This window comes from Pseudomonas sp. NBRC 111140 (genome assembly GCF_001320885.1).
Classification (GTDB): domain Bacteria; phylum Pseudomonadota; class Gammaproteobacteria; order Pseudomonadales; family Pseudomonadaceae; genus Aquipseudomonas; species Aquipseudomonas putida_P.
Window position 1 is genome coordinate 23322 of record NZ_BCBQ01000040.1, and the last position, 26953, is coordinate 50274.

Here is a 26953-nt window from a genome sequence, read left to right on the forward strand (position 1 = left end):
GCACCGCAAGAAGGTAGTTTCAAATGTCCAACAGTATGGGTATTGCCAGCGTCTTCGTCCTGTCTTCCCTGTTGTTGTCGCCCCTGGCCATGGCCGAAGAATCCCAGGCTTTCGTCGCCCGTAATGCTGAGTTCGCCGCTGTCCATCAAGAGGCCCGCGACGCGGTAGCCGCAAATAAGGCAGACGCCGCCAAAGACGCAAAACAGACAGCTTCCAAAGTTTCTGTCGATGCCAATGCCGACAGCTGATCACGCGCTGTCACTGCTCCCGTTTTCCCTTGGCTACGCCATGGGCACCACCGGTGCCGATATGTTAGCCTTTTAAAGCCGCTGCCAATCAGCGGCTTTTTTTATGTGCTTTAACTCTCAGCCCGGCTGTAACGTCATCCTATAAAAAAGACGCACATTCAAAAATAAAAACTGCCCCACCGTCAGACCAAAGGAGCTAGTACCGGTGCCTTCCGCGTTTCGTTTTACCCCGCTTTTCATTGCGTTGACTGCAACGATCCCTTTCGCCGCCCAGGCAGATGAAGACAAGGCTGATGGCTTCATCGAAGGGTCGTCCTTCAACCTGCATTTTCGTAATGCCTACTTCAACCGCGACAACCACAACGCTGGCGTGCGCGACACCCGCGAATGGGGCCAGGGCGCGGTTGCGCGCTTCGAGTCGGGTTACACCCCCGGTGTCATCGGCTTTGGCCTGGACGCCCATGCCATGTTGGGCCTGAAGCTCGACGGCGGTGGCGGCCATGCCGGCACCAGTATCCTGCCTGAGCACATCAAGGACGACGGCGAACTGGGGGCTGCCCCGCACTCGTTCTCCACGGCTGGCGCTGCGGTCAAGCTCAAGGCCTTCGACACCGAACTGAAAGCTGGTGACCTGTTCCTCACCAACCCGGTGATCGCCGGCGGCGAAACCCGCATGCTGCCGCAAACCTTCCGTGGTGTGAGCCTGACCAACACCAGCATCGACGGCCTGCTGCTCGAAGGCGGCCAGGTGAGCTTCACCCACCCCTACAACCAGAGCGGCCACCGCCGCATCGACACCTACTACGGGTCGCTGGACGAGCACGACAAGAGCAAGCACCTGAACTGGGCCGGCGCATCGTGGAGCGGTACCGAGAACATCACCGCCAACCTGTACGCCGCCGAGCTGAAGGACATCTGGAACCAGTACTACGCTGACTTCGACTACACCTACGTGGTCAACGACCTGGTCAGCCTGAACCCGGGCGTGCACTTCTACCACACCCAGGACACCGGCCAGGCCCTGCTGGGCAAGATCGACAACAACACCTACAGCGTGCACTTCACCGTCAACGCCGGGTTCCACAGCATCACCGCCGCCTACCAGCGCGTGAACGGCAACACGCCGTTCGACTACATCAACCTGGGCGACAGCGTGTACCTGGACAACTCGCGCATGTACTCGGACTTCAACGCGCCGAACGAGCGCTCGTGGAAGCTGCAGTACGACTATGACTTCGCCGGTGTCGGCGTGCCAGGCCTGACCACTTCGCTGTCGTACTCGCGCGGTGAAGCCGACCTGACCAAGGCCACCCAGGACACCCAGGACACCACGCATTACGACTACTACCGGGAAGATGGCAAGAACGCCATGCACTGGGAACGCGACCTGGACGTGAAGTACGTGTTCCAGGCGGGTGACCTGAAGGACCTGTCGGTACTGGTGCGCTACGCCACCCACCGTGGCAGCCAGGGTTATGCGTCGATCGACAGCAACAGCGACAACGACGAAGTACGCGTGATCGTGGATTACCCGCTTAACGTGTTCTGATCGCCGTTTGTAAACAATACATATGACTCTGTGGGAGCGGGTTCACCCGCGAACACCGGCGAAGCCGGTGCCAAGCACCGCGGTGGATTCTTCGCGGGTAAACCCGCTCCCACAGGGTTCGGCGTGAAGCCGAAATACAGCTCTGCGTGATTCCGTCGGACAAATCTTGTCCGACAATCTCTGCTTCCCTAGAATATTGCCGCCGCGAATGGCCCTGCCCACGCAGTAGCGAGCATGCCCACCCAATCCCCGCGTTTCCCAGTCTACAGGTCGCACCCCGAACTGATCCTCAACCTGGGCAGTTGCCTTGCCGTGCTCGCCATCGTGGCTATCGTCAGCTACCTGCTGGCCCGCGAGCGCGACAGCGTCGAGCTGTCGGCGGTGCGCGCGTCGAACAACATCGTCCAGCTGATCGAAAGCGACATCCTGCGCAACGCCGAACTGTACGACCAGTCGCTGCAAGGCCTGATCTGGGCCGTCGGGCGCAAGGAGCTGGCGCAAACTCCTGGCCCACTGCGCCAGCGCCTGCTGTTCAATGAAGCGTTCGTCGACCGCAAGCGCGGTGACGTGCTGTGGCTGGACAAACAAGGCAACGTCGTCGGCGATTCCACCAGCAGCGTGCCGCGCAAGGCCAACTTCGGCGACACCGGGGTGTTCAAGGCTCACCAGCACAATGCCAACCTCGGCCTGCTGGTAGGCCCGCCGTTCAAGGCCAAGCTCGGCGACCTGGACTGGTGCATCAGTTTCAGCCGGCGTATCTCCGGCCCCAATGGCGAGTTCGCCGGGTTGGCGGCGGGTGCGCTGCGCCTGTCGTACTTCAGTGAACTGTTCCAGCGCCTGGACATCGGGGATGACAGCAGCATCAACCTGTTCAATACCGACGGGCAGTTGCTCGCCCGCCAGCCCTCCCGCGTGCACGACCCGCTGATCGGCAGCAACTACGCCGAACGGCCCAACTTCAAGCGCATCCTCAGTGAACGCAGCGGCAGCTTCACCGCCCGCTCCGGCGGCAGCGGCAAACCGCGCATGTATACCTTCGCCCGTGTCGCGCAATTGCCCCTGATCGTGTTGGTGGTGCACTCGGCCGACGAGGTGTTTCAATCCTGGCGCCGCACCGCAATTCTGGTCAGCGTCGCCACCGGGGTGCTGTGCGTGGGCATTCTCTGGCTGACGCTGCTGCTGGGCCGTGAATTGCGCCGCCGCCACGAAGCCGAAGAAGGCCTGGCCACGCTGGCGGCCACTGACAGCCTGACGGGCCTGGCCAACCGCCGCCGACTGGATCAGGTGTTGCGCCAGGAATGGGCGCGCGCCCAACGTAACCGCAAGCCACTGGCGGTGCTGATGGTCGATGTGGACCATTTCAAGGCATTCAACCAACGCCATGGCCACGCCGGTGGCGACCACGCCCTGCGCGAAGTGGCCAAGACTATCGAGGCATGTATCCGTCGCCCGGCGGACCTGGCTGCGCGCTATGGAGGGGAGGAGTTTCAGGTGGTGCTGCCAGAAACCGACCTGGCCGGTGCGCAGCTGCTGGCTGAACGCATCCGTGCGAGCGTCGAGGCGCTGGCGCCGTTTGCCGATGATGCCCACGCGGTTACGGTGAGCATTGGCATCGGCCTGTCCGGCACCCAGCATGACCTGAGCAGGGTGCTGGGTGCCGCGGATGAAGCGCTCTACCGGGCCAAAGCCAAAGGCCGCAACCGGGTAGAGAGCCCGGCCGATTAGGAACGGGCGCGGGCGGAGTCGCGCAGGGCTTTGACCTGGTCATGGTTGCGCTGCACGCCTTGCAGCTGTTTTTCCACCAGGCTGTAGGTCGTGTCGCTGGCAGTGCGGCCCAGCTTCACCAGTTTTTCGCGGGCTTCCTTGTAGGCTTTGAGGGCGTGGTCTTCACCGCGCTCCACTTCGTTCAGCACCGCTTCTTCGTCCTTGCCGGTAACCATCGACTTGAGGTTGACCCAGCCGCGGTGCAGGTCGCCGCTGATGCTGGTGGAGGTTTCCGGGTCGCCGCCCAGGCGGCGCACTTCGCTCTGCAGTTCACCGGCCGCGTTGGCGCACTCGCCGGCACGCTGGACGAAGAACGCTTTCAGCTCGGCGTTCTTCACATCATCGGCCGAGGCCTTGAAGCCCTTCTCGCCATCCTTGCTGTACTCGATCAGGTCGTTGAGCACGTCAATCACGTCTTTGTTGGGGTTGCTCATGGTCGAACTCCTTGGCAGGTGATAGTCATCTACACAGGTGCAGCGTTCGTGCCATGCTGCCAGATAAAGAAAAACGCTTATTATTCATATAGTTACAAAACAAATGACGCGGACTGGCAACGGCGTTCTGCATGATTGCCGCTTGGGGCTTCGTGCAGATTGCAGTATGGTCGGCGCTTTTGAACAACCAGGTGCGCCGTAGATGAAGCCGGAAACCCTCGAACTGCTGGTGACCCGCAGCATGCCGTTCGGCAAGTACCAAGGGCGAATCATTGCCGACCTGCCGGGGGACTACCTGGCGTGGTTCGCGCGCAAGGGTTTCCCGGCGGGAGAACTGGGTGGGTTACTGGCGTTGATGCATGAGATCGACCACAACGGGCTGGGTGATCTGTTGGTGCCGTTACGCAAGAAACATGGGCGCTGACAGGTCAAATCGGGCTTAGTGGGAGCGGCCTTGTGTCGCGAAAGGGCCGCAAAGCGGCCCCAGCAATCTATGCGGCGAAGCTGAAATCTGGGGCTGCCATGCAGCCCTTTCGCGACACAAGGCCTCTGCCACAGGACGGGGTCAGCTCAGGCACTTTTAACCGGCGCCACCGCCAGCTCCACCTGCTCGCTCTTCTTGATCACCGCATACACCACCGCCGTCAACAGGCTGCCCGCCACGATCGCCAGCAAGTACAGCAGCGCATGGTTGATCGCATTGGGGATCAACAGCACGAACAAGCCGCCATGGGGCGCCATCAGCTTGCAGCCAAAGTACATCGACAATGCACCGGTCAGCGCACCGCCGACGATACTGGCCGGGATCACCCGCAGCGGGTCCTTGGCGGCAAACGGGATAGCCCCCTCGGAGATAAAGCACAAGCCCAGCGCCAGTGCCGCCTTGCCCGCCTCACGCTCGCTCTGGGCGAACTTGCGCCGGGCCAGGAAGGTGGCAATACCCAGGCCGATCGGCGGCACCATGCCAGCGGCCATGGTCGCCGCCATCGGCGCGTAGCTCGACGAAGCCAACAGCCCCACCGAGAAGGCATAGGCGGCCTTGTTGATCGGCCCGCCAAGGTCGACGCACATCATGCCGCCCAGCAACAGCCCCAGCAGAATGGCATTGGTGGTGCCCATGCTGTCGAGGAAGTGCGTAAGGCCTTCGAGCATCGCCGCTACCGGCTGGCCAACCACGTAGATCATCACCAGGCCGGTGAACAGGCTGGCCAGCAGTGGAATGATCAAAATCGGCTTGAGCGCTTCCAGGCTGCTCGGCAAGCGCGCCCAACGGGCAATGGCCTTGGCGCTGTAACCGGCAAGAAAACCCGCGACGATGCCACCAATGAAACCAGCCCCCAGGGTGCTGGCCAGCAAACCGCCGATCATGCCTGGGGCCAACCCCGGTCGGTCGGCAATGGACCAGGCGATGTAACCGGCCAGCAAAGGCACCATCAGCTTGAACGCAGCCTCGCCGCCAATCTGCATCAACGCCGCCGGCAAGGTGCCCGGCTGTTTGTAGGCCTCGATGCCGAACACGAACGACAGGGCAATCAGCAGGCCACCGGCCACCACCATCGGCAGCATGAACGACACGCCAGTGAGCAGGTGCTTGTATACCCCACTCTTCTCGCCTTTGGCTGCCGTGCTGGCCGCCGCAGCCTCTGCACTGTTTTCCACCTTGGCTTCGGCCAAGGCTTTGTCCAGCGTGGCGCGGGCCTGCTTGAGGGCGATGCCGGTGCCGCAGCGGTAAATACGCTTGCCGGCGAAACGCGCGGTGGGTACTTCGATGTCGGCGGCCAGCAACACCACGTCTGCTGCAGCGATGGCTTCGGCGGACAACGGGTTGCGCGCACCGACCGAGCCCTGGGTCTCGACGGTGAGCTGGTATCCCAGTTGCTGTGCGGCTTGCTGCAAAGCTTCTGCAGCCATGAAGGTGTGCGCAACGCCGGTCGGGCAGGCAGTGACGGCAACGATACGAGCAGCGCCGCTGCCAGCTGCGGCCGGGGTGTCTGGCAATGCGGTCAGCAGTTGGGCGTTGGCGGCCGCTTCGTCGAGGAAGCCCTCGCGATCAGCCAAGGCCTGGGACGGCGTACTCTTGTATAGGCGCTTGCCGACGAAGCGGGCCAGGTCCACCGGGCCGGTGCTGACCACCAGCACCCAGTCGGCCTCGGCGATCTGTGCCGCACTCAGTTGCCGCTCAGGGTGCTCGGCATCCAGCACTTCGACGCTGGTGCTCCAACCACGTCGCTGGGCAGCGGCAGCCAGCAGGCGCGCGCTCAGCACACTCGATACCTGGCCGTTGGGGCAGGCGGTGACAATGGCAATGTTCATCGGCAACCCTCTTGTTGTTCTGTCAGTTGCACGGCGGCTTCCAGACGTTCCAGTTGCTCGCGGTCACGGATGCCGAAGCCAACCTGGGTGACGGCCTGGGCGGCAATTGCAGTGGCACGAATCAAGGTCTGCGCGGGGGCCTCGCCCTGCAGCAGGCCATGAACCATGCCGGCCACCAGCGAATCCCCCGCCCCCACCGTGCTGGCGACCCGCACCTTGGGCGGGCAGGCATGCACGGCCAGATCGCGGCGGAACCAGCTGACGCCCTGCTCCCCTGCAGAGACCACCACGTGCTCAACGCCAGCGGCCAGCAGGCGCTCGGCGGCAGCGCGCTGCTGCGCCGGGTTATCCACAGCCAGACCAAGCACTTCGCCCAGCTCCTCGGTATTGGGTTTCACCAGCCAGGGCGCAGCCTGCAGGCCAGCACGCAGGGCTTCACCGCTGCTATCCAGGGCCACCTTGAGGCCTTGCGCCTTCAGCTGTTCGAGCAACTGGCAGAACCAGTCGGCACTGATCCCACGCGGCAGGCTGCCGGCCACCACCACCGCATCATGACCTGGGGCGACCTGCTGCAGCCTGCGCAGCAAGGCGCTGCGTGCCGCCTCGTCGACCTCCGGGCCCTGGCCGTTGATATCGGTGACGCGGCCATCGGCCTCGACCAGCTTGATGTTGCTACGGGTTTCGCCCGGCACGCGGACAAAACAGTCGGCAAAGCCGCGCCAGGCGATCAACGCCTCGAAGGGCTGCAGGTTGTCCTGCCCGAGGAAACCGCCGACGGTCACGCTGTGCCCAAGGTCGGCCAGTACCTGGGCAACGTTCAGCCCCTTGCCCGCTGCGTGACTTTGCTGCGCTTGACTACGGTTGACCTGCCCAGGGCGCAGGGTGTCCAGGCCGACGGTGATATCCAGCGCCGGGTTCAGGGTAAGGGTGAGGATCTTGGCCATTCAGTAACGCTCCACCAGCGCGCGAACTGCCGCAGCGCTGTCCTGTTGCAAGGCTTCGCGCGCCAGGGCGCGGGCCGTCTGGTGATCGGCCTGGCGAACCAGTGCCTTGACTTCGGCGATGCTGCGCGCGGATACACTGAGCTCGTCCACGTCCAGGCCCAGCAGCACGGCGACCGCCTGCGGGTCGGCCGCCAGCTCGCCACACACGCCCACCCACTTGCCTTGGGCATGGGCGGCACGCACCGTCATGTCGATCAGGGTCAATACTGCCGGGTGCAGGCCGTCGGCCTGGGCCGAGAGGCTGGGGTGGCCACGGTCGATGGCCAAGGTGTACTGGGTCAGGTCATTGGTGCCGATGCTGAAGAAGTCCACTTCGCGCGCCAATTGCGCTGCCAGCAGGGCCGCCGAAGGCACCTCGACCATGATGCCCAGTTGCAGGTCGGCGACCGGGATTTCTGCACGCAGGCGCTCGACCATGGCCCGAGCCTCGCGCCATTCGTGCACCTGGCCAACCATCGGGAACATGATGCGCAGCGGTCGCTGGTCGGCGGCCCGTAGCAAGGCGCGCAACTGGTCTTCCATGATTTGCGGGCGCTGCAGCGTCAGGCGTACGCCACGTACACCAAGGAACGGGTTTTCCTCGGCGGCGATGGGCCAGTAAGGCAGCGGCTTGTCGCCACCGACATCGAGGGTGCGCACCACCAGTGGCCGCCCGCCCAGGCCATCAAGCACACGGCGGTACTCGGCCTCCTGGGTGGCCACGTCCGGCGCTTGAGGGTGGGCCATGAAAATCAGTTCGGTGCGCAGCAGGCCAACGCCTTCGGCGCCCTGCTCCACCACCTTGGCGATGCCGTTGCTGTCGCCAATGTTGGCGAACACCTCGACGGCATGACCATCACGGGTGACGGCTGGCTCGAAGCGGTTGGCCCAGGCAGCCTGCAGGCGCTGCTCACGCAGGTCGCGCTCGGCCAGCGCCTGTTGCAACTCATCCACTGGCGGCGCCACGCTGACCACTCCACGCTGGCCATCGAGCAGCAGCGGCGTGCCACTCTCCAGCAGCAGAATCGACGCACCTGCGCCGACCACCGCCGGAATGCCCAATGCACGGGCGACGATGGCACTGTGGGCCGTGGCACCGCCTTGGGCGGTGACGATGCCGGCAACCCGGTTCGGGTCCAGGCGGGCGACATCGGACGGGCCGACTTCAGTCATCACCAACACATAGGGTTGCTCGGGTTCAACCTGCGCCTGCACTCCACACAGCTGCGCCAGCACGCGGCGGCCAATGTCGCGCAGGTCGGCGGCGCGCTCGGCGAGCAGGGCATCGTGCAACGACTCCTGCTGACGGGCTGCGGCTTCGATCACGGCCATCCAGGCGGCCGCAGCGCTTTCGCCCTGGGCCAGGCGCTGTTCGATATCGTCGGTCAGGGCCGGGTCGGCAAGCATTTCCTGATGGGTGACGAAAATTTCGCCAATGGCCTTGTCGCTGCGCAGCACCAACGCCTGCAGTTCGCCGTTCACACTGGCGATGGCTGCGCGCAGCTTCTGCCGCTCCTGGGCGCAGGATTCGCCACGCAACGGATAGTCGAACTCACGCTCGACACAGACATGCGCCGGGCCACTGGCAATGCCGGGCGCTGCGCCCACACCCTGGATACGGCTGCCGGCGGCTGGGGCCTGCAGCACTTCGGGTGGGTGATCGGCCATGGGCGTGACGCTCTGCGGCAGCGGTTCAACCTCTTCGCCAAGGCCTTGTTCGATAGCGGCCAGCAGCACCGGCAAGGCATCGGCGGCGATGCCAGGCTCGGCGACCAGCTCCAGCACCTGACCACGGCGGGCGCCCAGGCTCAGCAGCTTGCTCAGGCTCTTCAGCGACACCGCTGGCTGCGCGCTGTCGACCAGGCGCACACGGATTTCCCCTTCAAAGCCTTTGGCCAGCTGTGCCAGCACCTTGGCCGGGCGGGCATGCAGGCCATGAGGGTTGGCCAGCACAATACGCGCGCTGGGCCAATCCGCCGGCGCTTCGCCGCCCAGCACTTCCAGTACCGCGCGGCTGCTGGTGGCCTGGTAGAGCATCTGCCCACGGCCTTCAATCAGCACTTCGCACAGGCGCTCGAGCAAGGCTTGGTGAGCGGCGCCTAGGCTCGCCAGGCAGAACAAACCGTTGAGCGGTTGGTCGCGATAGCGCAACGGCTGCTGGGGGGTGATGAACGCCAGGCCCGGCTGACGTACCTGACGCTCGCTGTGCAGCCACCAAAGGCCCTCACCCAGCGGCAGCGGCTCGGCTTGCTGCAATACGGCGGCAAAGCCGCTGTCGACACAATCGGCACGTTGCAACAGGCGGGCACCGCGCCAGGCCAGTTCGTCGAAGTCTTCAGCCGGCAGGTTCAGGCCAACCAGCTGCGCATCCAGCGCCAGTGCCTGTGGTGCGCCCTGCAGCAGCTTGAGCAGCGCTTCGGCGGAACTGGCCCGGCGCAGCGCTTCGGCCAGGTCGGTCTCGCCCAGGGCGCGGGTGAGCAGCTGCAGCAGGCGCAGGTGTTCGTCGGAGCGAGCGGCGATACCGATGGCCAGGTAGACCATTTGCCCGTCACCCCAGTCCACACCCTCGGGGAACTGCAGCAGACGCACGCCGGTGGTATACACCAGATCACGGGTTTGCGGCGTGCCATGGGGGATGGCGATGCCCTGGCCAAGGAACGTCGAGCCCTGCACCTCGCGGGCTTGCAGCCCTTGCAGGTAACCCTCGCCGACCAGGCCGTCCCCGACCAGCCGGTCCGCCAGCAGGCTCAATGCCTCGGCCTTGTCGGCGGCCGTCTGGCCCATGGCTATCTGCTCCTTGGCGAGCTCGAGCATGACCTTCTCCTTTTGCAGTTCCCGTTCGGGTACTGGAGTATTGTTGTGAAATTCACATAAAGGGCCAGTTCCGCAGCCTTGCACGGATGGCAGCCGAGGCAGAAAATTCGGCAGCTGAAACGTTTAACCTGACCAGGCGGCCACGTTACTCGATAATCTGCCCGGTAAAAAGCCCCATCCTGTCGGACAATTGCGACAATGGTCGTCTGCGCGTGATGCCCGTGCCGGGTCAAACTACCCGGTCCGGCCTTACAGCCAGCCCCGGTAATAACAAGGAAAATTCGGTGAAACTCAGCGATATCGCCCGTCTGGCCGGTGTGTCCGTGACCACTGCCAGCTACGTCATCAACGGCAAGGCTGAACAGCAGCGCATCAGCAACAGTACTGTCGAGCGGGTACGCGCGGTGGTCGAAGCCCACGGCTTCACCCCCAACCCGCAGGCTGCTGGGCTGCGCAGCCGGCATACCCGCACCCTGGGCTTCATTCTCCCGGATCTGGAGAACCCCAGCTACGCCCGCATTGCCAAGCAACTGGAGCAAGGCGCCCGCGCCCGCGGCTACCAGTTGCTGATCGCCAGCAGCGACGACCAGCCCGACAGCGAGCGCCAACTGCAGCAGCTGTTCCGTGCGCGCCGATGCGATGCATTGTTCGTTGCCAGCTGCCTGCCGCCAGAAGATGACAGCTACCGTGACTTGCAGGACAAAGGCCTGCCGGTGATCGCCATCGACCGCCGCCTGGACCCTGCGCACTTCTGCTCGGTGATCAGCGATGACCGCGATGCCAGCCGCCAACTGGCCGCCAGCCTGCTCAATTCGGCCCCACGCAGCATTGCCTTGATCGGCGCACGCCCCGAGCTGTCGGTCAGCCAGGCGCGCGCAGGCGGTTTCGACGAAGCCCTGCAAGGTTATGCCGGCGAAGTGCGCCGCTACCAGGGCGAAGCGTTCAGCCGCGAGTGCGGCCAACGCCTGATGCAGCAGCTGATCGAAGACCTGGGTGGCTTGCCGGATGCCCTGGTGACCACCTCCTATGTGCTGCTGCAAGGGGTGTTCGACACCCTGCAGGCACGCCCTGCCGACTCGCGTCAGCTGCAACTGGGCACCTTTGGCGACAACCAACTGCTCGACTTCCTGCCGCTACCGGTCAATGCCATGGCCCAGCAGCATGGCCTGATTGCCGCCACCGCGCTGGAACTGGCCCTGGCCGCAATTGAGGAAAAACGCTACGAACCCGGCGTGCATGCCGTTGGCCGCACCTTCAAGCAACGCATCACAGCGGCCTGAAAATGCGCCTGATCGACACCCACACTCACTTGGACTTCCCCGACTTCGACGCCGACCGCTCGCGCCTGCTGGCCAACGCGGCGGCACGCGGGGTGGAACGGATGGTGGTGCTGGGGGTTTATCAGGCAAATTTCCAACGGGTGTGGGACCTGGCCTGCGCCAATGAACGCCTGTTTGCGGCACTCGGCCTGCACCCGGTGTACCTCGACGAGCATCGCCCAGAGCACCTGACGCAATTACGCCAATGGCTGGAGCGCCTGCGCGGCGACCCGCGGCTATGCGCCGTGGGCGAGTTTGGCCTGGACTATTACCTTGAGGACCTGGACAAAACGCGCCAACAGGGCCTGTTCGAAGCGCAACTGCAAATGGCCTGCGACTTCGACCTGCCCGCGCTGTTGCATGTGCGCCGCAGCCATGCCCAGGTAATTGCCACGCTCAAGCGTTACAAACCGGTGCGGGCGGGGGTGATCCATGCGTTTGCCGGCAGTTACGAAGAGGCCCGTGAGTACATCAAGCTGGGCTTCCGCCTCGGGCTTGGCGGCGCCGGCACCTGGCCGCAGGCGCTGCGGCTGCGCAAGACGCTGGCGCGGCTGCCGCTGGAGAGCGTGGTGCTGGAGACCGATGCGCCGGATATGGCGCCGGTGATGCACCCAGGGATGCGCAACAGCCCGGAACACTTGCCGGACATTGCCGGGGCGCTGGCCCAGGTGATGGGCTTGGATGTAGAAGAGCTGGCGCAGGCCAGTAGCCGCAATGCCTGCGAGTTGTTTGGCTGGTGAAATCCAGGTGAGCGTGGTTTTTGTGGCGGCGGCCATGAATCAAACCAGCACGGTCCACAGCGCGAACCCGGCATACCACAACACCGCACAGCGCAGCAGCAGCTCCCACAGGCTGTCCAGCCGCCCCAGCCCACGCTGGCTGTCTTCTTCCTCTGGAATGTCATCGGCAATACGCCCGACCCGGGCCACCAGGTGCGCGGCACTGATGTGCCAGTTGAGCACCTCGTGCAGCATTACCCGTGTCACGGCGAGGAAGTTGCCCACCAGGGCAAAGCTCAGCGCCAGCACCCGTACTGGCAGCCAGTCCATGATGTGCCGCAGCTGCTCAGCACGCGCCTTGAGCGTTGGCTGCTTGCTGTGTTCGCCACACAGTGCCAGCAGTCGATAAGCCAACGCCGCACCGGGGCCCAACACGAAATACCAGAAGATCACCGCGAAAAAGCCCTGGTACACCTGCCACAGCAGGTTGCCCTGTACCCGTACCAGCAGGCTGTGCGGCTCATCGGCCACCAGGCCCAGGTCACGCTCGGCCACATGCAGCGCCGCCTGGTCGTCGCCCCGCCGCCAGGCATCGCGGAACGGGCCCATCGAGGCCTTGGCATCGCCACGGCCCAGGCTGTAGATCAGCACCAGCAGGTGCACCGGCAAGGCCAGCAAGCCATAGGCCACTGGCTCCAGCACATGCAGCAGCAATACCAGCAGCGCGACCGGCGCCAAGACCAGAATGGCCAGCGTCCACCACGGGTGCACCTTACCGCTGCGCTCAAGGCGTACAAGTTCGCCAAGGAAGAACCCATCGCGCTGTACCTGATGGCGCAAAGCCGAGAACTTCTCGACCCACAGCGCCAGCAACAAAACCAGAAAACTCATGCCTCATCCTCATTGTGCTGCAGCGCCTGACGGTAGCGCGGCCAATCGAAGGCCGGGCCGGGGTCGGTCTTGCGCTGCGGGGCAATGTCGCTATGGCCCTGGATGCGGCTCAGGTCGATGGCCGGCCAGGCATCGCGGATGTGCCGGGTAAGTTGCTCCAGCACAGCGTACTGGGCATCGGTATAGGGCTGGTCGTCGGTGCCCTCCAGTTCGATGCCGATGGAAAAATCATTGCAGCCCTCGCGCCCGTCGAAGCTCGACACCCCCGCATGCCAGGCACGGTCACGTAACGATACGAACTGGGTCACCGCACCGTCACGCTCGACGAACAGGTGCGCCGACACTGTCAGATGGTTGATGCTGGCAAAGTAGGGATGTTCATCGGGGTCCAGACAGTTCTGGAAGAACTGCTGCACCTTGCCGGTGCCGAAACAGGCCGGGGGCAAGCTGATGTTGTGGATCACCAGCAGGGAAATCGATTCGCCCTCTGGGCGCGCATTGAAGTTCGGCGAGGGGCAGTGGGTGATTCCGATTCCGTGGAACCAGCCAGTGGCACGGTCCAATTGCATGGGGCAGATCCTGAAAACGCCATGAACAAGACAACAGTATGCCCTGTGGCCAACACCGTGTGCATGTGAATGATTGTAATGCTGCCGCTACTGCACCAGCCCTTGCCGCAAGCCGTCGAGCACGGCCTCCAGTGCACGCTCGAACAGCAGCCCGTCATCCAGCACGCGCACTTCGCCCCGCTGCAGTGCCTGGGCCAGGCTGGTGCTGCTCCATTCGCGCACTTTCATGCCGGTGCGGTTGGCGAACACCAGCCGGTCACTGCTGTTTATACGTGCCACCAGCTTGCAGCGCAGGGGTTCGTCTTCATCGAGCGCCTCGACCCAGGTGCCGATGCGCAGGCGCTGAACCTGGTGTAACGCTGCAGCCTGCCCGTCGGCGATCTGCAGCGGCACACAGGCGGGCTCTTCGGCCATTGCCAGCACAATGTCTTCGGCCACCCGTACATCAGCCAGAAGTTGCCCATCGCCACTCGGCAGCACCTGGGCACCTGCGCAGGCGCGCAGGTGCAACTGCTCCAATTGCAGGAAGAACTCGCGGGTGGCCAGCGCGTCCAGGGCCACGCTGGCCAAGCCCTCACGCAGCGCCTTGAGCAGGCCCGGCACCTGCTGCAACAAGGCTTGTGGCTCATGGGGCGCAGTGATGCTGGCCAGCAGCGTGTCCATCGTCTGCAACGCGTCGCGCCATTCCTGGGAATTCTCGCCCTGTTTCAGCCAAGCCAGCAGCAACACCTGGCTCCAGGCCTGTACCAACATGTGTACCACCACCTGCGGCAATACTCGGCCGCGCAGGCGCTGGTTGAGCACATCTTGCACCTGTTGCCTGGCCTGCAGCGTCCGGGCTCGGCCTTCTTCGGCATCACGGGTGCGTTGTTCCAGCAACTCGTTGCGCCGCCGCTCGTCCTGGTTGAAAGCGAGGAAGTCGTCGAGCAGCTCGGTGAACAAGCCGACATCTTCGGCAAAATCATTGAGCAGGCGCTGGACGATTCGCTCTACCCGCAAGTGCAAGCTGTCACGCTGCCCTTCCCTGCCGTATTCCCAGCCAATCGCCGCACCGGCGACCTCGTTGAGCAGCCGGCGCGCCGGATGGCTCGCCCGGCTGAACAGCCCCTTGTCCAACAAGGCCACCTTGAGTAGCGGAATGTGCAAGCGGGCAATCAGCGCCCGCAGGCTGGCCGGCAGATTGTCGTCGTTGTGGATGAAGGCGAACAGCATGCCAACCAGGTTGATCATGTCTTCGTCGGCCACGGCAAGGCGCCGGCGCGTGCCACTGCGCACGCTGACCCGCAACAACAGTTGCTCAAGCTGCTGGCCGAGCTCGAAATCATCGGCCTCGTGGGTGGCGGGCACGTAGTGCTGCAAATGCGATAGCAGCCGGAGCAGGTCGGCGCAGCTGATCGGCTGGGCGGCAGACACTGCCTGCAAGCGCGGGGCGAACTGCCCGCGAACCGGGGCCAGCAGCGCCTGCACCGAGGCAAAGAAAGCCTGCCCTGCCGCATCCGCGCCCACCGTCTGACCAAGGTTCGCGTGCCCCCTCCGTGCACGCATGCGCTGGTCTTCAGCCCGCCGCCGCGGTGCCGGCTGCAGTTCGGGCAGCACACCGGCGGCGGCCAGCAGTTGGTTGGCTTCGCCATAGATCACATCGGCATCGCGCAGCACATAGCGCTCGAACAGCTTGAGCAGCACCAGCTTGACCCGCAAGCCAACCCCAAGGTTACGCCCGGCATCGAGGAAGTAACTGCATAATGCGGCAGGCCCCAACGGGTTGTGCGGCTCGTACAGCGGCCGGTCGAGCAGCGCCTGCAAACGCAAGCCCAACTGCTGCAAGGCAATGCCATCGCGTGACAACACCCGCGCCACCATGCCATCGATGGCGGCAGCCCGCTCCAGTTGGGCCTTGCTGCGAAGGTTGCCCGGCTCGACCTGCTGAGCCAGCAGATCGACCTGGCCAATGCGCGCAAAGGTGTCGTAGAACGTATCGAGAAAACCACGTTCGATGCTTTTGCGCTTCAGGCGCAAGTCGCGCATGGCCTCGAAGTACAGGCTCTGGTCACAGCAGTCCAAGGCCTTGTCGGCCATTTCGAAAAGGGTGTCGTCGGCGTTGTCGAACAAGTCCTGCAAACCCTGACGCAACTGCAGAGCAGCCTTGTCGCGCACTTGCAGTAGCAAGACCGGAAGGCAAGGCAGAGGCGCACGCCCGCCTCGGTCGATGGCTGCCGCCAAGGGCACCACCTTGCCTTCTTTTTGCATCCTGGACTCCTTGCAGGGTGTCTTGCCCGGACGGGCCTATCATCGTCAAAGCTATGACGCCAAATACTGGTCGCTATTATCGATAAAATTTCGTACAGCTGCCAGCGCCGTTTTACAGGCTGTTCAGTGACCCTGTTTTGCACGGTCTGCTCACCACGCCCGACCAATGGTCATCATCAAGGCGGCTGTACACGCAAGCCCCCTGCCCTATAATCGCCGGCATCTAGCTTGTGGAGCCGAACATGCCGAACCTACGCCTTGCCGACCTGACCGCTGAAATTGAAGCCAACGTGCGCCGCGCATTGTTGGAGGACATCGGCAGTGGCGATATCACCGCGCAGTTGATCCCGGCCGAGCGCCTGGCCAAGGCCACCATCATCACCCGCGAGGATTGCGTAATCGCCGGCACCGCCTGGGTCGATGCCGTGTTCCGCCAGCTCGACCCGCGTGTTGCAGTGCACTGGCAGGTGGCCGACGGTGAACGGGCTACTGCCAATCAGCCGCTGTTCCATCTGGAAGGCCCGGCCCGCTCGCTGCTCAGCGGTGAGCGCAGCGCGCTGAATTTCTTGCAGATGCTGTCGGGGGTCGCCACCCGTGCACGCTTCCTCGCCGACCTGGTGGCAGACACCCAGGTACGCCTGCTGGACACCCGCAAAACCCTGCCTGGCCTGCGCTTGGCGCAGAAGTACGCGGTGACCTGTGGCGGCTGCGACAACCATCGCATCGGCCTGTACGACGCCTTCCTGATCAAGGAAAACCATATTGCTGCCAGCGGCGGCGTAGCCCAAGCCGTGGCGGCGGCGCACCGCATCGCACCGGGCAAACCGGTGGAAATCGAGGTGGAGAGCCTGGAAGAACTGCGTGAGGCGCTGGCCGCTGGTGCAGACATCATCATGCTCGACGAGCTCAACCTGGACGAAATGCGCGAAGCGGTGCGTATCAACGCTGGCAAGGCCAAGCTGGAGGCCAGTGGCGGGGTAAACGAAACGACCTTGCGGGTGATTGCCGAGACTGGGGTGGACTACATCTCGATTGGCGCCATGACCAAGGATGTAAAGGCGGTAGACCTGTCGATGCGATTGAGCCTGTGAGCTGAACGCAGGCAACAAAAAACCGGCCACTGAGCCGGTTTTTTGTTGCCTTGCTGGATCAGAACGAAGCGTTGGCCAACCCGTCCAGGTAACGCTCCACGTCCAATGCCGCCATGCAGCCAGCGCCGGCCGAGGTAATGGCCTGACGGTAAACGTGGTCAGCCACGTCACCGGCGGCGAACACGCCCTCGACGTTGGTGGCGGTGGCGTTGCCTTCACGGCCGCCATTGACTACCAGGTAGCCGTCCTTCAAGGTCAGCTGGCCTTCGAACAGCGAAGTGTTCGGGGTGTGGCCAATGGCGATGAATACGCCGTCGACCTTGATCTCGTCACTGCTGCCATCGTTGTTCTTCAGGCGCGCACCGGTCACGCCCATGTTGTCACCCAGCACTTCGTCCAGGGTGGCGTTGAGCTTGAGCTCGATCTTGCCTTCGGCCACGCGCGCGTTCAGCTTGTCGACCAGAATCTTCTCGGCGCGGAAGGTTTCGCGACGGTGTACCAAGGTCACCTTGCTGGCGATGTTGGCCAGGTACAGCGCCTCTTCCACGGCAGTGTTGCCACCGCCGACCACGGCGACCGGCTTGTTGCGGTAGAAAAAACCGTCGCAAGTAGCACAGGCCGAAACGCCTTTGCCCATGAAGGTTTCTTCCGACGGCAGGCCCAAGTAGCGAGCGCTGGCGCCAGTGGCGATGATCAGCGCGTCGCAGGTGTACTTGCCACTGTCACCCTGCAGGGTGAACGGCTTGTTGGCCAGGTCGACAGCATTGATGTGGTCGAAGACGATTTCGGTTTCGAAACGCTCGGCATGCTCTTGCATACGCTGCATCAGCGCCGGGCCGGTCAGGCCGTGGGGGTCGCCCGGCCAGTTGTCGACTTCGGTGGTGGTGGTCAGCTGGCCACCGGCCTGCATGCCGGTGATCAGCAGCGGCTTGAGGTTGGCACGGGCGGCATACACCGCAGCGCTATAACCGGCAGGGCCGGAACCGAGAATGATGACGCGCGAATGACGTACTTCAGACATGTCGAACTCCTGTCGAGCGGGCCGGTATCGGTGTACCGGCTGCGCCAGCTGGAAAATTAAAAAGGACCCACGCAGCACTTGGGGAAGGCTACAACGCGCAGGCCCAGAAAGCGGAAAGTTGAGCGCACTGTAGCGAGGTCGCAAAGATTAAGGAAATATCCTTCGACAATCCACCTCATAGGCATCGTCTATGCTGCGATTTCATCGATAGCCATGCCCCTGACGCTTTTGTTACAGCCCGTTTCCCGCCCGCTACCCGCCTTTCGTCGGCGCGGCAAACTCGGTAAGGTCAGCGCGTTTTCCTTCTGTGCGGAGTAACTAGATGCAAGCCCCTGTCCTCTCTGGCCCCCAGTACCTACGTGAAGGCCTGAAACTGGTGCTGAGCCCCAACCTGCGGTTGTTCGTGCTGCTGCCGCTAACGGTCAACCTGCTGCTGTTCGGTGGCCTGATCTACTTCGCCGGCCACCAGTTCGGGCTGTGGCTCGATGCCTTGATGCCAACGCTGCCTGACTGGTTGAGCTTCCTCAGCTACATCCTTTGGCCGTTGTTCGTTGCCTTGCTGCTGCTGATGGTGTTTTTCACCTTCACCCTGGTGGCAAACATCATCGCCGCCCCATTCAATGGCTTCCTGGCGGAAAAGGTCGAGGTGGTGGTCCGTGGCGAAGACACCTTCCCGGCGTTCAGCTGGGGCGAACTGCTGGCCATGGTACCGCGCACCTTCAGCCGCGAAATGCGCAAGCTGGGGTACTTCCTGCCGCGGGCCATCGGCCTGTTCATCCTGTCGCTGATCCCGGTGGTCAACGTGGTGGCGGCGCCGCTGTGGCTCATCTTCGGTGTGTGGATGATGGCCATCCAGTACATCGACTACCCGGCGGACAACAACAAGATGAGCTGGCAGGACATGCTCGCCTGGCTACGCCAGAAGCGCTGGCAAAGCCTGGGCTTTGGCGGCATCACCTACCTGGCGCTGATGATTCCGGGGGTGAACGTGCTGATGATGCCGGCGGCGGTGGCGGGGGCTACGTTGTTCTGGGTGCGCGAGCGCAACTGATCCCCGCGCCCGCCATACCCCTGCCGGGCTGGGGCGTCACTGCCCCAATCGGCTGGAGAACTGCCCCACCACATCCACCACTCGCTTCGCCCCATCCTGAATCTCGACAATCACGCTGCCCGTCTCGTCCGCCAGCGCCAGCCCCTGTTCGGCCTGGCGCTTGCTGGTGTCGATGATCGACACTGCCGCCTGCGCCAGTTGCTCGTTCTGCTGCACCACCCGAGCGATTTCCTCGGTGGCGGTGCTGGTGCGCGAGGCCAGTTGGCGCACTTCGTCGGCAACCACGGCAAAACCCCGCCCTTGCTCGCCCGCACGGGCCGCTTCGATGGCTGCGTTAAGCGCCAGCAGGTTGGTTTGCCCAGCAATGTCGCTGATGGTCTTGATGATCGAACCGATCACCCGCGACTGAGTATCAAGTGCCTGGATGCCCTCGGCCGCCTCTTGCATCGAGGCCTCCAGGCCACGCATCACGCTGACGGTCTGGGTGACTACCTCGGTGGCCTTGCGGGCGCTGACATCGGTACCCAGGGAGGTGCTGTAGGCGACATCTGCCGCCTCGGCCACTGCCTGCTCCTGGTTGACCTGATCGGTAATCACCGTGGCGAACTTGACCACCTTGTACAGCACGTCGTGGGCATCGAAAATCGGGTTATACGAAGCCTCCAGCCATATCACCCGGCCATGGGCATCGATGCGCTTGAAGCGCTCGGCAACGTATTCACCACGGCGCAGCTTGTCCCAGAAGGCCTGGTAGCCGGCCGAGTTGGCCTCCTCCGGCTCGCAGAATATGCGGTGGTGCTTACCGCGAATCTGCTCCAGACGATAACCGACGGTGGCGAGGAAGCGGTCGTTTGCGGTGAGGATTGTGCCGTCGAGCTCGAACTCGATCACTGCGGTGGAGCGCATCAGCGCCTTGATCAGGCTTTCGTGCTCGCGCGAGGTCTCGATAGTACGGGTAAGGTCGCTGGAATGCAGGGTGAAGTACTTGATGCGCCCCTCGCTGTTCTTGACCGGCTGCAGGATCGAACGCAGCCAGGCCTCCTGCCCATTGCCGCGCAACAGACGGAACGCGCCGTTCAGGTGCTCGCCCCGGCTGATCGCGCTCTTCATGCGCTGGTAAAAGTCGAGGGTCTTCACATGAGCCGGGACGATGTCCTCGATATTGCGCCCAAGCAATTGTTCGGCACGGTAGAGCATCTCGCTCTCGAAGTTGCCGTTGACCATCTCGATCCGTCCTTGAGGGTCGAGCTGCAGTACCAGCATCTCGCTGTCGAGGCTACTCTTGACCTGTTCCATGGACATCAGGTCTTCGCGCAACTGCCGGATTTCTTGCTTGAGCTTGTTGTTGAACATCACCGCTCTCCTGGAGCGCATCACGTAGTCGAATGCATCTTCATCGGCTGCCGATGACACCTTCTTGAGTGCCGTGCGAGGAAATATTCATAAAGGCGAAAGCGTCAGCGGTCAGGCGTCATCTGTACGTCACATGGCAGTCACATTGGCGCAATCCTGCAGGCGGAAACTTTTTGTCATGAATACACCCGCCCTACGCATTACCCTGGTCAGTGAAACCTTCCCACCCGAGATTAACGGCGTGGCCAACACCCTTGGCCGCCTCAGTGAAGGCTTGCGTCAACGCGGCCATGAGGTCGAGGTGGTACGGCCGCGCCAGGCCGGCGAATCACCCGTGCAAAACGACCCGCACCTGATGCTGTGCCGTGGTTGGGCCCTGCCGGGGTATCCAGGTTTGCAGTGGGGCGAGGTATCGATGCACAAGCTGTTGCGGCGCTGGCGCCGGCAGCGCCCGGATGTGCTGTACATCGCCACCGAAGGGCCGCTAGGTCTCAGCGCCCTACGCGCAGCCAGGCGCCTGAGTATCGCGGTCGTCAGCGGCTTCCACACCAACTTCCCGCAGTACTCCGGCCAGTACGGTCTGGGCCTGCTGGCGCGCCTGCTCACCCACTATCTGCGCTGGTTCCATCGGTGCACGGCGATCACCTTGGTACCCAGTGTCAGCCAGCGCCTGGAGCTTGAACGCCGTGGGTTCGAGCGCCTGGAACTGTTGGCACGAGGTGTCGATGCCGGCCTGTTCAACCCGACCCGGCGCAACCAGGCGTTGCGTGAAAGCTGGGGGCTCGGCCCGGATGATATCGCCGTATTGCATGTCGGACGGCTGGCGGTGGAAAAGAACCTTGGCTTGCTGCGGCCTTGTCTCGAGGCATTGCAGAAAACTTATCCACAGAAGCGCTTGCGTCTGATCATGGTCGGTGACGGCCCGCAGCGTGCCAGCCTCCAACAGCAGGTGCCAGATGCAGTGTTCTGTGGCGCCCAGCGCGGCGAGGTGCTGGCCGAGCACTATGCCAGCGGCGACCTGTTCCTTTTCCCCAGCTTGACCGAGACCTTTGGCAACGTGGTGCTCGAGGCCATGGCTTCGGGGTTGGCGGTGGTTGCTTATGACGAGGCGGCAGCTGCGCAGCATATTCGCCATGGACACAGTGGCGGGCTGGCCATGCCAGGGGATGAGGCCGCATTCATCGATGCCGCCTGCTGGCTGCTGGAAGAAGAGGAAACCTTGCGCCGGGTGCGCCTGAATGCGCGGCAGCATGCCAGCCGTCAGGGCTGGCCCGCGATTGTCGAGCAGTTCGAGGGGTATCTGCATTCAGCCCAGAACCCATCTGCTGCCGCACCTGCTTCAAGCTTGGGCCCCACGCGATCAGTGTAGGAGCGGCCTTGCCCCGCGAATGGGCCGTACAGCGGCCCCCGGATTTCAGCACTACCGCAACCATCGAGAGGCCGCGTTGCGGCCCTTTCGCGGCACAAGGCCGCGCCTACAGGAAGTGCGTAAAACTTCAGGCAAGTGCTTTTTCTATGGCCTGGACTACCGCCGGGTCATCCGGCGCCGTGCGCGGTGAAAAACGCGCCAGTACTCGCCCATCCTTGCCCACCAGAAACTTCTCGAAGTTCCAGGTGATGTCACCGGGGAACTCGGCCCCCTCACCCGCCAGCAGACGGTACAGCGAATGGCGCTGCGGGCCGTTGACCTCCAACTTGCCCCCCAGCGGGAAGCTCACCCCATAGTTGAGGCTGCAGAAGTCCTGGATTTCCTTTTCGCTACCCGGCTCCTGGCCGGCAAACTGGTTGCACGGCAGGCCAAGCACGTTGAAGCCCTTGTCCTTGTAAACCTGGTAGAGGTTTTCCAGGGCCTTGTATTGCGGCGTGAGACCACATTTGGAGGCAACGTTGACCACCAGCACCACTTGCCCCTTGAACGGTGCGAGCGGCAGCTCTCCGCCGTTCAGCGCGTCCAGTTTCAGGTCGTGAAATGCACTCATGATGAAATCCCCTCTCAGGTTCCCGGTTGCCGCGGGGGCGAATTGCGCCCACTAAAAAGGCGCTCGTCCAAACCGTCCACCTCCCGTAGGAAGGCAAATCGGCTTGCCCGAGCGCCTGGCGACTTTCTGAGCTTAGCGCAGAAAATCAGTGGTGATGGCCACCTTCACCGTGGATGTGGCGGTGAGCGATTTCTTCTTCGCTGGCGTCACGCACGTCGACAACCTTTACCTTGAAGGTCAGGCGCTGGCCGGCCAGTGGGTGGTTGCCGTCAACGGTGACGTCGTCGCCGTCGAGGTCGCGGATGGTGACGATCTGCATCTGGCCGTCCGGTGCCGAAGCGTGGAACTGCATGCCCACTTCCAGCTCGTCGACGCCTTCGAACAGGCTGCGGTTCAGGGTGCTGACCAGCTCGGCCAGGTATTCGCCGTAGGCGTCTTCCGGCTCGATGGTAACGTTCAGCTCGTCACCAGCCTGTTTACCTTCCAGGGCTTTTTCCAGGCCTGGGATGATGTTGCTGGCACCGTGCAGGTAGACCAGCGGCGCGCCACCGGCGGAGCTGTCGATGGTCTCCCCGGCGTCGTTGGTCAGGGTATAGTCGATGGAGACAGCCTTGTTGGCGGCGATCAGCATGGGGCAAGACCTTTTGCAAAAGAATGTAGAGCGGACAAGTGTAACCAAGCCATCGTCCGATTGCGAACGCACCTCGGACGAGCAACGGCCCATCAGTCGGATCACAGGCTTCCATCTGGACGAAGAAGGCCATTGGGTGGCCGAACTGTCCTGCGGCCACACCCAACACCTGCGCCACCAACCGCCGTGGCAGGCACGCCCCTGGGTGCTCGACCCGGCCCAGCGCGCGCAGCACATTGGCCAGCCTTTCGCGTGCGGCTGGTGCGCACAAGGGGCCGATAGCGCTACCCTTGGCCGTTAATTTCTTGCACCGCTTATTTCGAGAAGCACGCATGCAGACATTTTTCATTGCGCCGACCGACTTCGGTGTCGGCCTGACATCCATCAGCCTGGGCCTGGTGCGTACCCTGGAGCGCGCCGGCCTGAAGGTCGGTTTCTTCAAGCCGATCGCCCAACCCCACCCGGGTGACACCGGCCCCGAGCGCTCTACCGAACTGGTGGCTCGCACCCACGGTATCAACCCTCCGGTACCACTGAGCCTGGCCCAGGTCGAGCGCATGCTCGGCGATGGCCAGTTGGACGAGTTGCTGGAGGAAATCATCCGTCTCTACCAGCAAGCCTGTATCGGCAATGACGTGGTAGTGGTCGAGGGTATGGTGCCCACGCGCCACGCCAGCTACGCCGCGCGGGTCAACCTTCACCTGGCGAAAAGCCTGGATGCCGAGGTGATCCTGGTATCGGCACCGGAAAACGAAGTGCTCAGCGAACTGTCCGGCCGGGTCGAACTACAGGCCCAGCTGTTCGGCGGGCCGCGCGACCCGAAAGTGCTCGGGGTGATCCTCAACAAGGTTCGCACCGACGAGAGCATGGCCGACTTCGCCACCCGCCTGCGTGAACACTCGCCGTTGCTGCGCGGCAATGACTTCCGCCTGCTTGGCTGCATTCCCTACCAACCCGAGCTGAACGCCCCGCGTACCCGCGACGTGGCCGAGCTGCTCGGCGCCCAGGTGCTCAATGCCGGCGACTACGAGCAGCGGCGCATGAGCAAGATCATCATCTGCGCACGCACGGTCGCCAACACCGTGCCGCTGCTGACCTCGGGTACCCTGGTGGTCACGCCGGGCGACCGCGACGACATCATCCTCGCCGTCAGCCTGGCAGCAATCAATGGCGTGCCACTGGCCGGCCTGCTGCTGACCAGCGACAGCAAGCCCGACGCGCGCATCCTTGGCCTGTGCCGCGGCGCACTGCAGGCCGGCCTGCCGATCCTGTCGGTCAGCACCGGCTCGTACGACACGGCCAACCAGCTCAACTCGCTGAACCGCGAGATTCCCGTGGACGACCGCGAGCGCGCCGAGTTCATCACCGACTTCGTCGCCAGCCACCTCGACGCAGCCTGGCTGCACCAACGCTGCGGCACCCCGCGTGAAATGCGCCTGTCGCCGGCAGTGTTCCGCTACCAGTTGATCCAGCGCGCGCAGCAGGCCAACAAGCGCATCGTTTTGCCAGAAGGTGCCGAGCCGCTGTTGGTGCAGGCCGCAGCCATCTGCCAGGCCCGTGGCATTGCCCGCTGCGTACTGCTGGCCAAGCCCGAAGATGTCGAGGCCGTGGCCCGCGCTCAAGGCATTGCCCTGCCGCCCGGCCTGGAAGTCCTCGACCCCGAGCTGATTCGCGGGCGCTACGTGGAGCCCATGGTGGCGCTGCGCAAGAGCAAGAACCTCAACGCACCGATGGCCGAGCAGCAACTGGAAGACCCGGTCGTGATCGGCACCATGATGCTGGCCCTGGACGAAGTGGACGGCCTGGTCTCGGGCCTGGTTCACTCCACCGCCAATACCATCCGCCCGGCGCTGCAGTTGATCAAGACCGCGCCAGGCTCAAGCCTGGTGTCGTCGGTGTTCTTCATGCTGTTCCCCGAGCAGGTACTGGTGTACGGCGACTGCGTGATGAACCCCCACCCCAGTGCTGCCGAACTGGCAGAGATCGCCCGCCAGAGCGCCGAATCGGCGCAGGCCTTCGGCATCGCGCCGCGGGTGGCGATGATCAGTTATTCAAGCGATTCGGCCAGCGATGATGAAGTCGAGAAAGTGCGCGAAGCGACTCGCCTGGCGCAAGGTGCAGCAGAGGCGTTGCTGATCGATGGGCCTTTGCAGTATGACGCGGCAGCCAACCCGGCCATTGCTCGGGAGCTGGCACCAGGCAGCCCTGTGGCCGGGCGTGCCACGGTGTTCGTGTTCCCCGACCTGAATACCGGCAATACCACGCACAAGGCGGTGCAGCGTAGCACCGACGGGGTCAGCCTGGGGCCGATGTTGCAGGGTTTGCGCAAGCCAGTGAACGATTTGCCACGCGGGGCACAGGTTGACGATATCGTGCATACCATTGCCCTGACGGCGATTCAGGCCAGCGTGGTGCGCTAGCAAATCACTGGGGCCGCAAAGCGGCCCCAGGAATCAATCAGGGATACTGCTGAACCTGACCTTGCTGCTGGTCATACTGCTGCCCCGGAATCGGCTTCAGGTTCACTTCCACGCGGCGGTTCTGCGCACGGCCATTGGCGTCGGCGTTGCTGGCGATCGGCTGGTCCGGGCCCATGCCACGTACCGAGATGCGCGAGGCATCCACACCCTGCGAGGTCAGGTAGGTGCTGACTGCCTGCGCGCGGCGCTGGGACAGGTCCATGTTGTGCTGGCGGCTGCCGGTGCTGTCGGTAAAGCCGACCACTTCGATGGTGTTCTGGTTGAACTGCTTGAACGAGCCCGCCAGGTTGTTCAGCGGCGAGTAGAAGCTTGGCGCGATGTTGGCCGAGTCGGTAGCGAAGGTGATGTTGCCCGGCATGATCAGTTTGATCTGGTCACCCTGGCGCTGCACTTCCACGCCAGTGTTGGCCATTTGCGCGCGCAGTTCGGCTTCTTGCTTGTCGGCGTAATAGCCATAACCGGCGGCGGCGGCACCCACTGCGGCAGCACCGATCAGCGCACCCTTGCCACGGTTGTTGTGGTCGATGGCGGCACCGGCGATGGCGCCGGCCAGCGCGCCCAGGCCGCCGTACTTGGCGGTCTTGCTCATCCCAGTGGAGCCCTGCGCCTGACCCTGGTTGTCGTAAGGATTCTGGCTGGCACAGCCAGTCATCAGGGCAGCGGCAGTTGCGACGATAATCAGACGACGCATGGTGAACATGGACAAGCTCCTACTAAAATTCGTAAATGCGGCAGATCTCAAAGGGATCTATGCCAGCCTTGGATTGCATCGGCAACGAAAAATTCCATGAAAGTGCCTTCATGTGCCATCAGGCACGCACGAAGGGGTTTTCGCGCATCTCGTCGCCCAGACGGGTGTCAGGCCCGTGGCCGGTCACCACGATGGCCTCCTCGTCCAGCCGGTACAGCCGCTCCTTGATGGAGCGAACGATAGCCCGCTGGTCACCACCCCACAAATCGGTGCGGCCAATGCCACGGCGGAACAGGGTGTCGCCGGCAATCAGCAGCTTGGCGTCGGCGAACCAGAAGCTCATTGAGCCTGGCGTATGCCCTGGCGTGTGAAGGGCCACGCCGCAGCCGCAAGCCAGTTCTTCATCATCGCCCAGCCAGCGGTCTGGCGCCGGTACCGGCGTGTAAGGCACGCCGAACATCTGGCATTGCATCTCCAGGTTGTCCCACAGGGCCTGGTCGTCCTTGTGCAGGTGCAACGTGGCGCCCGTCAGCTCCTTGAGCTTGCCCGAGGCCAGGAAGTGATCGAAGTGCGCATGGGTGTGGATGATGCTTACCAGCGTGAGGCCGTGGGCTTGCAGGCGCGCGAGGATCTTGTCCGGGTCACCGCCCGGGTCGACGACGATGGCTTTCTTGGTCAATGGGTCGCCAATCAGCGTGCAGTTGCACTGCAAGGGGCCTACGGGAAAGGTTTCGCGGATGAGGGTGGTCGGGGCAGTCTTCATGAAGGGCCTGTCTTGGACGCTGCAGCGCCTGTGAGATCGAGCG

Annotated in this window: 24 protein-coding genes and 1 pseudogene; 11 read left to right on the plus strand and 14 right to left on the minus strand. The window is 63.5% G+C overall.

Annotated elements, in window-relative coordinates; all coding sequences use genetic code 11:
- The first annotated feature begins 23 nt into the window (after positions 1-23).
- The 3 genes from APH42_RS14860 to APH42_RS14870 all read left to right on the plus strand — a co-directional run bounded on the left by APH42_RS14860 (position 24) and on the right by APH42_RS14870 (position 3522).
- On the plus strand, positions 24-248 hold the full coding sequence (locus tag APH42_RS14860; RefSeq protein WP_012270543.1) for a hypothetical protein: 225 nt from the start codon (positions 24-26) through the stop codon (positions 246-248).
- 205 nt (positions 249-453) lie between these two features.
- Positions 454-1797 carry an OprD family porin gene (locus APH42_RS14865; protein ID WP_060493624.1) on the plus strand — a complete coding sequence of 448 codons (1344 nt, stop codon included), beginning with the start codon at positions 454-456 and terminating at the stop codon, positions 1795-1797.
- Positions 1798-2031: 234 nt separating this feature from the next.
- On the plus strand, positions 2032-3522 hold the full coding sequence (locus APH42_RS14870) for a sensor domain-containing diguanylate cyclase (protein WP_060493625.1): 1491 nt from the start codon (positions 2032-2034) through the stop codon (positions 3520-3522).
- Here APH42_RS14870 and APH42_RS14875 read toward each other — a convergent pair.
- Complete coding sequence (locus APH42_RS14875) at positions 3519-3995, minus strand: PA2169 family four-helix-bundle protein (protein ID WP_060493626.1); 477 nt, start codon at positions 3993-3995, stop codon at positions 3519-3521. The genes APH42_RS14870 and APH42_RS14875 overlap by 4 nt on opposite strands.
- A 202-nt stretch (positions 3996-4197) precedes the next feature.
- On the opposite strand from APH42_RS14875, the gene APH42_RS14880 reads away from it, so the two are divergent.
- Positions 4198-4419, plus strand: coding sequence for a DUF3820 family protein (locus APH42_RS14880; RefSeq protein WP_060493627.1), 222 nt, complete (start codon positions 4198-4200; stop codon positions 4417-4419).
- 146 nt (positions 4420-4565) lie between these two features.
- On the opposite strand, the gene APH42_RS14885 is transcribed toward APH42_RS14880, so the two are convergent.
- Genes APH42_RS14885 through ptsP form a run of 3 tightly spaced genes read right to left on the minus strand, consistent with a single transcriptional unit; the run spans position 4566 to position 10105 of the window.
- Positions 4566-6308, minus strand: coding sequence for a PTS fructose-like transporter subunit IIB (locus tag APH42_RS14885; RefSeq protein WP_060493628.1), 1743 nt, complete (start codon positions 6306-6308; stop codon positions 4566-4568).
- The gene (gene pfkB / locus APH42_RS14890; protein WP_060493629.1) at positions 6305-7252 is read right to left on the minus strand and encodes a 1-phosphofructokinase; all 948 of its coding nucleotides are present in this window, start codon (positions 7250-7252) and stop codon (positions 6305-6307) included. Before pfkB ends, APH42_RS14885 begins: the two co-directional genes overlap by 4 nt.
- A complete protein-coding gene (gene ptsP / locus APH42_RS14895; protein ID WP_060493630.1) occupies positions 7253-10105 on the minus strand; it encodes a phosphoenolpyruvate--protein phosphotransferase in 2853 nt (950 codons plus the stop codon).
- A 284-nt stretch (positions 10106-10389) separates the two neighbouring features.
- Here ptsP and cra point away from each other — a divergent pair, with 284 nt between their 5' ends.
- A complete protein-coding gene (gene cra / locus APH42_RS14900) occupies positions 10390-11385 on the plus strand; it encodes a catabolite repressor/activator (protein WP_012270535.1) in 996 nt (331 codons plus the stop codon).
- A gap of 2 nt (positions 11386-11387) precedes the next feature.
- The gene (locus tag APH42_RS14905; RefSeq protein ID WP_060493631.1) at positions 11388-12164 is read left to right on the plus strand and encodes a TatD family hydrolase; all 777 of its coding nucleotides are present in this window, start codon (positions 11388-11390) and stop codon (positions 12162-12164) included.
- A gap of 39 nt (positions 12165-12203) precedes the next feature.
- Here APH42_RS14905 and ampE read toward each other — a convergent pair whose 3' ends face one another.
- The 3 genes from ampE to APH42_RS14920 form a co-directional block, all read right to left on the minus strand.
- Complete coding sequence (gene ampE, locus APH42_RS14910) at positions 12204-13034, minus strand: regulatory signaling modulator protein AmpE (protein ID WP_012270533.1); 831 nt, start codon at positions 13032-13034, stop codon at positions 12204-12206.
- Positions 13031-13603 (minus strand): 1,6-anhydro-N-acetylmuramyl-L-alanine amidase AmpD, encoded by a 573-nt coding sequence (gene ampD, locus APH42_RS14915; RefSeq protein ID WP_012270532.1) that lies wholly within the window; start codon positions 13601-13603, stop codon positions 13031-13033. The genes ampE and ampD overlap by 4 nt, the downstream gene beginning before the upstream one ends.
- Positions 13604-13690: 87 nt before the next feature.
- Positions 13691-15850 carry a DUF1631 domain-containing protein gene (locus APH42_RS14920; protein WP_060493632.1) on the minus strand — a complete coding sequence of 720 codons (2160 nt, stop codon included), beginning with the start codon at positions 15848-15850 and terminating at the stop codon, positions 13691-13693.
- A gap of 242 nt (positions 15851-16092) precedes the next feature.
- Here APH42_RS14920 and nadC point away from each other — a divergent pair, with 242 nt between their 5' ends.
- Positions 16093-16941, plus strand: a complete 849-nt coding sequence (nadC, locus tag APH42_RS14925; protein ID WP_012270530.1) for a carboxylating nicotinate-nucleotide diphosphorylase — start codon at positions 16093-16095, stop codon at positions 16939-16941.
- A 58-nt stretch (positions 16942-16999) separates the two neighbouring features.
- Here nadC and trxB read toward each other — a convergent pair whose 3' ends face one another.
- Positions 17000-17962 (minus strand): thioredoxin-disulfide reductase, encoded by a 963-nt coding sequence (gene trxB, locus APH42_RS14930; protein ID WP_003247318.1) that lies wholly within the window; start codon positions 17960-17962, stop codon positions 17000-17002.
- Positions 17963-18284: 322 nt separating this feature from the next.
- Between trxB and cysZ the strand changes: the two genes are divergently transcribed.
- Positions 18285-19013, plus strand: a complete 729-nt coding sequence (cysZ, locus tag APH42_RS14935) for a sulfate transporter CysZ (RefSeq protein WP_012270529.1) — start codon at positions 18285-18287, stop codon at positions 19011-19013.
- Positions 19014-19049: 36 nt separating this feature from the next.
- Here cysZ and APH42_RS30820 read toward each other — a convergent pair whose 3' ends face one another.
- On the minus strand, positions 19050-19481 hold the full coding sequence (locus APH42_RS30820; protein ID WP_371039717.1) for a methyl-accepting chemotaxis protein: 432 nt from the start codon (positions 19479-19481) through the stop codon (positions 19050-19052).
- Between the two features lie 156 nt (positions 19482-19637).
- Positions 19638-20387, minus strand: a pseudogene (locus APH42_RS30825) (PAS domain-containing protein); the annotation flags it as partial.
- 157 nt (positions 20388-20544) lie between these two features.
- On the opposite strand from APH42_RS30825, the gene APH42_RS14945 reads away from it, so the two are divergent.
- Positions 20545-21735: a glycosyltransferase family 1 protein gene (locus APH42_RS14945; protein ID WP_060493633.1), complete on the plus strand. Its 1191-nt coding sequence runs from the start codon at positions 20545-20547 to the stop codon at positions 21733-21735.
- A gap of 127 nt (positions 21736-21862) precedes the next feature.
- Here APH42_RS14945 and APH42_RS14950 read toward each other — a convergent pair whose 3' ends face one another.
- Both APH42_RS14950 and APH42_RS14955 read right to left on the minus strand, forming a co-directional pair.
- On the minus strand, positions 21863-22345 hold the full coding sequence (locus APH42_RS14950; protein ID WP_012270526.1) for a glutathione peroxidase: 483 nt from the start codon (positions 22343-22345) through the stop codon (positions 21863-21865).
- A gap of 145 nt (positions 22346-22490) precedes the next feature.
- Positions 22491-22976, minus strand: coding sequence for a peptidylprolyl isomerase (locus APH42_RS14955; RefSeq protein ID WP_060493634.1), 486 nt, complete (start codon positions 22974-22976; stop codon positions 22491-22493).
- Between APH42_RS14955 and APH42_RS14960 the strand changes: the two genes are divergently transcribed.
- Together APH42_RS14960 and pta are read left to right on the plus strand one after the other, a co-directional pair.
- On the plus strand, positions 22975-23277 hold the full coding sequence (locus APH42_RS14960; RefSeq protein ID WP_060515249.1) for a DUF3565 domain-containing protein: 303 nt from the start codon (positions 22975-22977) through the stop codon (positions 23275-23277). The genes APH42_RS14955 and APH42_RS14960 overlap by 2 nt on opposite strands.
- Before the next feature lie 31 nt (positions 23278-23308).
- Entirely contained in the window at positions 23309-25396 is a 2088-nt protein-coding gene (pta, locus tag APH42_RS14965) for a phosphate acetyltransferase (protein ID WP_060493636.1), read from the plus strand.
- Between the two features lie 37 nt (positions 25397-25433).
- Here the strand turns inward: pta and APH42_RS14970 are convergent, their stop codons facing one another.
- Both APH42_RS14970 and APH42_RS14975 read right to left on the minus strand, forming a co-directional pair.
- Positions 25434-26156: an OmpA family protein gene (locus tag APH42_RS14970; RefSeq protein ID WP_012270522.1), complete on the minus strand. Its 723-nt coding sequence runs from the start codon at positions 26154-26156 to the stop codon at positions 25434-25436.
- 109 nt (positions 26157-26265) lie between these two features.
- The gene (locus tag APH42_RS14975; protein WP_060515248.1) at positions 26266-26910 is read right to left on the minus strand and encodes an MBL fold metallo-hydrolase; all 645 of its coding nucleotides are present in this window, start codon (positions 26908-26910) and stop codon (positions 26266-26268) included.
- Between the last annotated feature and the right edge of the window lie 43 nt (positions 26911-26953).